The sequence below is a fragment of the Aeromicrobium sp. genome, assembly GCF_049586495.1.
Classification (GTDB): Bacteria; Actinomycetota; Actinomycetes; order Propionibacteriales; family Nocardioidaceae; genus Aeromicrobium.
In genome coordinates this window covers 1-7,484 of sequence record NZ_JBAVCB010000081.1, presented here as the reverse complement: position 1 = coordinate 7,484, position 7,484 = coordinate 1, and the positions used below count along the sequence as shown (strand labels likewise).

The window sequence follows — 7,484 nt, the reverse complement described above, 5'->3', positions numbered from 1 at the left end:
GCGTGCCGCCGCGAAGCGGCCCGGAGCGAGGCGTGGCGAGGTCCGGTGCTCGCCTTGCCCTCGTGGTCGCTGACGTCGGATGCCTCACCACGCCTCGCCTCCAGCGCCTGCGGCGGGCACGCTCACGCTCCGCTGGCGTGACTGAGCGTTCACGCGCAGAGCGCGTTCGCTCAGTCAAAAGGCAGGACGTCGGGCGACAACGCGGCTGCCTTGGCGGCCTGCGCTGTCATGCGACGGCGATGATGTCGCCGGCACAGCACCTCGTAACCGATCATCGGCTGTGGGCGGTGCGAGTCCTCCACATCGCCCACCACGATGACCTCGCCCTCAGTCACCATGACGCCGTCGGCCGTGCGAGCGTTGTGAGTGGCGCGTTCCCCGCACCAGCACAACGCCTCGACCTGCAGCGTGTGCACCCGGTCGGCCAGCTCGGTCAGCCGCAATGAGCCGGGGAACAACCGGGTGCGGAAGTCGGTGAGGATACCGAACGCGAAGACGTCGATGTCGAGCTCGTCCACCACCTTGGCCAGCTGGTCGATCTGCTCGACCGTGTAGAACTGCGCCTCGTCACACACGAAGTAGTCGATCCGACCGCCCTGGGTCAGCTCGTCGACCGTGAAGTGCCAGAAGTGAAACAACTCATCGACCTCGATGGCCGCGACCTCGAGCCCCAGTCGACTCGACAGCCGCGCTGACCCCGCCCGGTCGTGCGACGTGAACACGCGGCCCTCTCGACCTCGCGCGCGGTGGTTGTGGTCCATCTGCAGGGCGAGCGTGCTCTTGCCGCAGTCCATCGTGCCGGAGTAGAAGTTCAGGTCGCCCATCGGTTCAGCGCGCCACGAGCACGGGGATGCGCAGCTCGGCCTCGGTGATCGAGCCGTGGAACCCGGTCATCTTCATCTCGATCGCGAACTCCTCGGAGGAGAACACCGCAAAGTCACCCAGGGCGGCGACGAGCACGTCGCCGACGCGACCGCGGACGTCAAGTCGCAAGGGACCAAACCACTCCTCTGACTCATCTCGGGTGCGTACCTCGACCAGATCACCGAACCGGGCGCGCCAGCGTGCTGCCACGTCGTCGGCCGCGCCAGCGCGCGTGTACAGATGGCGGAACCGAGCCTCGCCAGCCAGCAGGGTGACGTCCTGGAGCAGAGCCGGTTCGGAGTCGACGTCGAATCGGTTCTCGGCGGGCAGGTCGATCATGCCGTGGTCGGCGGTGACGATCATCACGCAGTCCTCAGGCAGCTCGCGCCGCAGCTCTGCCAGCTGGGCGTCGATGACGGCCAGCATGTCGCGCCACTCCGGGGAGCGACAGCCCTTGGCATGGCCCGTGAAGTCGAGTCGGGATTCATACGCGTAGGTCATCGACCGAGGTGCGGCCTCGATGACGTCGAGCACGACGTCCAAGCGCTCATGGGTGGATTCCACGCCGTGAAAGGGCACACCACGCTGACTGCACAGGGTGAGACCGGTGTCGATGAACTTGGCGTGATTGACCGAGCTGGTGGCCACGCCGCCATCGAGCATGTGCTGCAGCACGGTGGTGACGGGTTGCCACCGGACCGGGTCGATCGGCTGGTCCCACTTCAGGGTGTTGAGTCGCTCGCCGGTCTCGGGGACGCGGCACGTGTAGCCGACGATCCCGTGCTCTCCGGGCCTGACTCCGGTGCCAAGGGAGGTGAGGCTGGTGGCGGTCGTGGATGGAACGCCGCAGACCACGTCGTCGATGTTCGTGGCGCTGGACAGGAAGGGCGCCAGCTCCGCGTGGTCACGCAGCAGGTCAAGGCCCAGCCCATCGACCAGGCACACGACGTACCGGGGCGCTTGCGGCAGGCCCAGGGTGTTCACAAAGCCGTCGACGCCCAAGGCTGCTGCCACGCTCGGAAGCACCGTGTCGATCGTCGCGCGCCCCGCCAGACCCACCGCCGTCACAGACGACCAGCCGATGCGCCGTGGGACGTGGCAGCCGACAGCGTGCGGGCAAAGGCCAGCAGTCGTTCGACGGCTGCTCCCCCGTCCGCGGTGGCGCTGATGCGGAGTGAGAAATCATCGCCGGCGACCGAACCGGTGTAGCCGTGATCGGCGTCGCACTCGGGGTCCGGGCACCGGGCCGGCTCGAGCTCGACTCGCGACACGGCGCCCCAGCTGACCGTCAGCACAGCCTCCTCGAGGCGGGCGGACGACGCCGAGACCATGCGGGTGACGACGACCGACCGCACCTGCGAGATGGCGACCGCCTCAGACGTGGTGGACGTGTACGGCTTGGGCAGCAGGTCGTCGCCGGGATGCTCGTCGGTGTGCACCAGCACGACCCGAGAAGGCGTCAGCACCATGACCGTCATGTGCCGGCGGATCTCGTCACGATCGAACGTGGGTTCGTGGTGGAGGACGAAACCGTGCACCGACTCGTCGGCCAGTGCGTCGGACAAGCCTTGCGCCACGATCTCGGGGTAGTAGCCACTGCGGGAGATCTCCGCGAAGACCTCATCTCGCTGATCGGCGCTCATGGCGTCAGGGTATCGCCCATCGCGGCGGGACGACTCAGGCGGCGGACGTACCACTCACCGCGGCGATCTGAGGACGGCACCACCTTGGCGCGAGCGCTGAGCGCCGTGAGTCCGCTGGGGTGCACTGATACCGGTTCGAGGTCGAGCTCGACGATCTCGGGGAGGTCGTCCTTCATGGCCGCGAGCCGCACGATCACGTCCTGAACGGCGGGCACGTCAACGGGGTCCGAGCCGCGGTAACCGAACAACAAGGGCGCCGATTTCAGATTCGCGACCATGTCGGCAGCGTCGGATCCGGTCAGCGGCGGAATGCCATAGGCGCGGTCGCCCAGCAGCTCGCTGGGTGCGCCAGCCAGCCCGAAGGAGACCAACGGTCCGAACAGTGGATCCTCCCTTACTCCGTAGGAGACCTGGACGCCGTCGGGCGCAGCCTTCTGGACGAAGAACTTGGTGTCCTTGCGCATGCCCGTCCAACTGGTGAGCGAGTCCCAGGCGCGACACATGTCGTCGGCGCTGTGGATCTCACGCCACACGTGAGCCAGGTCGGGTCGCTGGCGCAGGTGCTCGCTGCCCGCCTTCAGCACCACGTCCCAGCCGTGCTCTTCGCCGGCTTCGACGGCTTCCTCACGGCTGTACACATTGGTCCAGGTCAGCAGGTCGATGCCGTAGCAGGCCAGCAGGTCGTGGACCTGGTCGGTGGACAGGATCGCGCCACGTGGCGCCCGGGCCAGTGCGTCGACGACCAGGGCTCGCGCATCGCCGGAACGATGCTCCCCGCTGTAGTGGAACTCGCCGTGGTCGCGCGCCCGCCACTGCGCATACGTGACGACGCGGGCCAGCGCACGCACTGCCGCCTCAGGAGCGGCGTACGACGGCACGGAACCGCGGCCCGCCGATCCACCGGCAACATCGGGCACTCGCAGCAGGACCGGGACGCCCTCGCTCCCCAGAAACGTCGACACGATCGGCTTGTCGGACTGCTCGCCGATCGCTGCCAGGACATTGGCCACTTCCTCGCCGCTGTTGTTGATCGGCGGGATGTAGATGGCCACCAGTGCGTCGGTGTCCTCGTCCGCCAGTGACGACTCGATGGCCGCCTCGAAGTCATCGGCATTGGCCGTGGCTCCCAGCGCCACCCGCTCGTTGACGATCAGACCGCTCGACGTGGCGGCATCGGCCACGATCAGGGAGACAGCATCGGAGTTTCCGAGGATGGAGACACGATTGCCGCGGGGCAGCGGCTGGTGCGCCAGTAGCTGGGCGACGTCGAACATCTCATCGAGCGTGTTGACCTGAATGACGCCGGCCTGGCTGAACATCGCGTCCACGGCTGCTTGCGGGGCCGAGCTGCGGGTCACGGTGTGGCCCATGGGAACGCCCTGCGTGGAGCCCCCGGACTTGACCGCGACGATCGGTTTGGAGCGTGAGACGCGGCGCGCGATGCGGGAGAACTTGCGCGGGTTGCCGATCGACTCCAGGTACAGCAGCACGACCTCGGTGTTGTCGTCTTCCTCCCAGAACTGCAGGAGGTCGTTGCCTGAGACGTCCGCGCGGTTGCCGGCCGACACGAAGGTCGACAAACCCAGACCTCGCCGCGAGACGGTCTCGAGGATGGCGGTGCCGAGCGCACCAGATTGGCAGAAGAACCCGACCCGCCCCTGAGGCGGCATGCTCGGCGACAACGAGGCGTTCAGCTTCAGGTCGGGGTCGGTGTTGATGATGCCCAGACAATTGGGGCCGATCAGGCGCAATCCATAGCTGCGGCTCAGTCCCAGCAGGGCTCGCTGCCGCTTGCGTCCTTCCTCGCCCTCCTCAGCGAAGCCAGCGGAGATGACGACCAACCCATGCACGCCCTTGGCGGCGCAATCGAGGACGACGTCGTTGACCGACTCGGCCGGCACCGCCACGATCGCCAGGTCGACCTCGCCGGGGATGTCGTGCACTGTCTTGTGGGCGGTGAGACCGGACACGGCCTCGGCGGTGGAGTTGACGGCATACACAGTGCCGGAGAAGTCGCCGAGGACCAGATGGCGCACCATGGCCTGACCGATCGAGTCCTGGCGGCGACTGGCGCCGACCACAGCGATGGTGCGAGCCGAGAAGATTCGCTCGATCGAAGCCGCTTCGGCACGTTGCTCGCGGGCCCGCATGACGCCGATCGCAGTATCGGTCGGGTCGAGGTCGAAGGTCAGCCGCTGCACTCCGTCATCCAGTGCGCCATCGACCTTGTAGCCCATCTCGCGGAAGATCTGCTGCATGCGGCGGTTGGTCGGCAGCACCTCGGCGACGAAGCTGGTGATGCCCCGCTCGCGTCCCGCCTGCGCCAAATGCTCCAGCAGCAGCTGACCGACGCCGCGCCCCTGATGGGCGTCCTCGACGAGGAACGCGACCTCCGCCTCTGCGCTACCGGTGGCGTCGTAGCGTCCGATGCCGATGATCTCGTTGTGCAACGTCACGACGAACGCCACGCGACGGTCGTGATCGACGGTCGTGAAGCGGGCCACATCGCTGGCCGAGAGCGTCGGATAGGGCGCGAAGAAGCGAAAGTACTTGGACTCCTCGGAAACCCGCGAGTAGAACTCGATGAACTCGGGCGCGTCCTCGGGCCGCACCGGACGCAGCTGGGCGACACGACCGTCCTTCAACAGGACGTCGGCCTCCCATCGCAGCACGTCAGCATGCTCGTCGTTCACGGTCACAACCTACCGAAGACCGCGCGGACCGGGGGCTCGGCGTGGCAACCCGTGCGCTGACCACCAGCCCCGGACAATGGCCCCATGGCACGTACCACTCAGCCGCCGACGGACGACTTCGACGAGCACATCATCGACACGAACATCGCGGTCGAGATGCGCTCCAGCTTCCTCGAGTACGGCTACTCGGTCATCTACTCCCGTGCGCTGCCCGATGCTCGCGACGGGCTCAAACCCGTGCAGCGCCGGTTGCTCTACACGATGGACGACATGGGCCTGCGGCACGACCGCGGCCACGTCAAGAGCGCCCGCCCCGTCGGCGAGGTCATGGGTCGGTTTCACCCGCACGGTGACAGCTCCATCTACGAGGCGCTAGTCCGGCTCGCCCAGCCGTGGTCGCTGAGACTTCCTCTCGCCGACGGTCACGGCAATTTCGGTTCGCAGGACGATCCGCCCGCCGCCATGCGCTACACCGAGATTCGCATGGACGAGGCCGCCGAGGCCATGACCGCCTCCATCGATGAGGACACCGTCGATTTCAAGGCAAACTACGACGGCCGTGAGACCGAGCCGGTCGTGCTGCCGGCCGCCATCCCCAACCTGTTGGTCAACGGCACCACCGGCATCGCGGTCGGCATGGCCACCAACATCCCGCCGCACAACCTGATCGAGGTGGTCCAGGCGCTGCGGCACCTCTTGAACCACCCGGCAGCAGACCTCGACGACCTGATGCGATTCATCCCGGGACCAGATCTGCCGTCGGGCGGCAAGATCGTGGGCCTCGACGGCATTCGCGAGGGCTATGCCACCGGCAACGGCCCGTTTCGCATGCGGGCCACGGCCCGCATCGAGAGCGTCACGCCGCGGCGCAAGGGCATCACCGTCACCGAGCTGCCGTTCAACGTCGGGCCCGAGAAGGTCATCGAGTCGATCAAGAAGCTGGTTCAGGCCAAGAAGCTGCAGGGCATCAGCGATGTCAAGAATCTGACTGACCGGCACAAGGGCCTGCACCTGGTGATCGAGATCAAGAACGGATTCGTGCCCGAGGCGATTCTCGAGCAGCTGTATCGCGCCACCCCGCTGGAGACGTCGTTCGGCATCAACGCCGTGGCCCTGGTCGACGGCCAGCCCCGCACGATGGGCCTGAAGGACATGCTCGAGGTGTTCCTGGCCCATCGCATCGACGTCGTCCGCCGTCGCTCCACGTTCCGTCGCGGCAAGGCCGCCGACCGGTTGCACCTGCTCGAGGGCCTCCTGCTGGCGCTGGTGGACATCGACGAGGTCATCGCGGTGATCCGCTCGTCGGACAATCGCGCCGAGGCCAAGGAGCGGTTGAGCGGCGTGTTCGATCTGTCCGAGCCGCAGGCTGAGTACATCTTGCTCCTGACGCTGGGCCGCCTGACCCGCACCGACCGGGTCGAGATCGAGAAGGAGATCGAGCATCTGCGACGCCTCATCGAACAGCTCGACGAGATTCTCGCTGATGAGACGGTCCTGCGCGGTGTCGTCGGCGACGAGCTCACCGAGGTGGCGCAGAAGTTCGGCACGCCGCGACGCACCGTGCTGTTGGAGTCAGCCGGGCAGACCGTCACGGCCGCCACCGCCGTCGAGGTCGCCGACGACCCGTGCTGGGCGTTGCTGTCGGCCACCGGTCTCCTGGCTCGCACCAGCAACGATGCACCGATCGGTGAGGTGGGCGGGCGTGTGAAGCACGACACGATCATCTCGGCAGTGCGCACCACGGCACGCGGAGAGATCGGCCTGGTCACCTCAGCTGGAACCGTCCGACGTCTGCAGGTCCTCGACCTTCCTGGTCTGCCGGGCACCGCCCAATCCCCCAATCTGCAGGGCGGAGTGCCTCTGGGAGAGATCCTCGATCTGGGCCGCAGCACCGCGCTCGGACTGATGTCGTTGACCGACGAGGGCCCGGGCATCGCCCTCGGCACCCGCCAGGGCGTCGTGAAGCGGGTCAAGCCGGACCACCTGCGCGGCGACGAGTGGGACATCATCACCTTGGCCGACGGTGACGAAGTGGTCGGCGTGGCATCGCTGACCACTGGCTCCGAGGAACTGGCCTTCATCACGTCGGATGCCCAGCTGCTGCACTTCTCCGCCGAAGGCGTCCGCCCGCAGGGCCGCGGCGGTGGCGGCGTGGCCGGCATCAAGCTGTCTGACGGCGCCCGGGTCGTTGCCTTCGGCGCAGTCGGTGACATCGAGAACGCCGCGATCGTGACCGTGGCGGGTTCGGGCGACGCGCTGCCCGGCACCCAGACCGGAGCTGTCA

The 7,484-nt window shown here is 67.3% G+C and carries 5 protein-coding genes; 1 reads left to right on the top strand and 4 read right to left on the bottom strand.

Annotated elements, in window-relative coordinates:
• Window positions 1–170: 170 nt before the first annotated feature.
• The 4 genes from WB508_RS04595 to WB508_RS04580 are packed head-to-tail and all read right to left on the bottom strand — an operon-like array spanning window position 171 to window position 5,200.
• On the bottom strand, window positions 171–824 hold the full coding sequence (locus WB508_RS04595) for a thymidine kinase (RefSeq protein WP_423843703.1): 654 nt from the start codon (window positions 822–824) through the stop codon (window positions 171–173).
• A 4-nt stretch (window positions 825–828) separates the two neighbouring features.
• Window positions 829–1,890 (bottom strand): alkaline phosphatase family protein, encoded by a 1,062-nt coding sequence (locus WB508_RS04590; protein WP_423843702.1) that lies wholly within the window; start codon window positions 1,888–1,890, stop codon window positions 829–831.
• A 38-nt stretch (window positions 1,891–1,928) separates the two neighbouring features.
• Window positions 1,929–2,507, bottom strand: a complete 579-nt coding sequence (locus tag WB508_RS04585; protein WP_423843701.1) for a DUF5998 family protein — start codon at window positions 2,505–2,507, stop codon at window positions 1,929–1,931.
• Complete coding sequence (locus tag WB508_RS04580; RefSeq protein WP_423843700.1) at window positions 2,504–5,200, bottom strand: GNAT family N-acetyltransferase; 2,697 nt, start codon at window positions 5,198–5,200, stop codon at window positions 2,504–2,506. The genes WB508_RS04585 and WB508_RS04580 overlap by 4 nt, the downstream gene beginning before the upstream one ends.
• 84 nt (window positions 5,201–5,284) lie before the next feature.
• Here WB508_RS04580 and WB508_RS04575 point away from each other — a divergent pair.
• Window positions 5,285–7,484: DNA gyrase/topoisomerase IV subunit A (locus WB508_RS04575; RefSeq protein ID WP_423843699.1), on the top strand; the 2,200-nt coding region annotated here is incomplete at its 3' end.

Excerpts from the sequence above, each read along its gene's own strand:
- WB508_RS04585 (WP_423843701.1), bottom strand. The coding sequence starts at position 2,507 with ATGAGCGCCGATCAGCGAGATGAGGTCTTCGCGGAGATCTCCCGCAGT.
- WB508_RS04595 (WP_423843703.1), bottom strand. The coding sequence starts at position 824 with ATGGGCGACCTGAACTTCTACTCCGGCACGATGGACTGCGGCAAGAGC.